Here is a 921-nt window from a genome sequence, read left to right as displayed (position 1 = left end):
TATCATCGTGGAGAGACTTGAGATGTCATTTCGTTTATCTATCGAAGCCGCCATTTTTCCAACCCCTATTCCGCTGTATCTGGCAGCGCAACTCTTAACCACCATGTTAGCTAACAACAAATTTTTCCTACTTACCCTCTATCATCCTTATGCAAAACCCTCTATACTGCCTCACTGTATGTATAAACAGCAATCAGCATAAATAATTAGTATAAATCGTTATGACAGCAGAAGGACATCTTCTTTTTTCCGTTGCCAGCCTTGTATTGGCTCACCAGCTAGAAATCACCCCAGAAATTGCACAGGGAGATTGGTTACACATGCTTCCCGGTGTACTTCTGGCTTCATTGTTACCAGATATCGACCATCCAAGTTCAACTTTGGGCAGGTTATTCCGCTTTATCTCTATTCCAATAGCACGATTATGTGGACATCGTGGTTTTACGCACAGTTTATTAGCGCTGCTTGTGGGGGTTACTCTATTCCAGACTGAAATACCTTCTGATTGGCCTATTCCAACTGATTTTGTTCATGCAATGATTATTGGTTATATCAGCCATCTTATTGCCGATATGCTGACTCCTGCCGGTATTCCACTCTTATGGCCGCTGAGAATACGTTTTTGTTTTCCTGTCCTGAGAGGTAAGGAGCGTAAAAAAGCCGAACGTTTCATTGCCGTACTGGTTATGGTGATCGCTATAATCCTTCCACAACACTTCAATTTTTCATTTGCTCACTATTTCGACAAATTACAATTTGACAAATTATCGTTTGATAAATTACCTATTGATAAGCTACAGAATTTCTACAAATAGCTGATCGATTCACCTCCAGTCAATGTCGTAACCCCATTTTGCAATGGGGTTACGAGTTAAAATTAAACCAAAAATCAATAGAAATACATTAGGATATATAACTAAT

At 39.5% G+C, this 921-nt stretch carries 2 protein-coding genes; both read left to right on the top strand.

Annotated features, from left to right (window positions below; translation table 11 throughout):
- Positions 1 to 202, top strand: a 202-nt coding sequence (locus PSI17_RS17090; RefSeq protein WP_273553094.1) for a hypothetical protein, incomplete at its 5' end; no start/stop codon positions are given.
- 19 nt (positions 203 to 221) lie between these two features.
- Positions 222 to 815, top strand: coding sequence for a metal-dependent hydrolase (locus tag PSI17_RS17085; protein ID WP_273553093.1), 594 nt, complete (start codon positions 222 to 224; stop codon positions 813 to 815).
- Positions 816 to 921: the final 106 nt, after the last annotated feature.

Source organism: Xenorhabdus sp. IM139775 (genome assembly GCF_028598745.1).
GTDB lineage: Bacteria > Pseudomonadota > Gammaproteobacteria > Enterobacterales > Enterobacteriaceae > Xenorhabdus.
The sequence above is the reverse complement of the archived record's forward strand: the minus strand, read 5'-3'. Positions and strand labels throughout refer to the sequence as shown.

Bases quoted from the DNA above. Each gene is read 5' to 3' on its own strand.
- PSI17_RS17085 (WP_273553093.1), top strand. From the start codon at position 222: ATGACAGCAGAAGGACATCTTCTTTTTTCCGTTGCCAGCCTTGTATTG.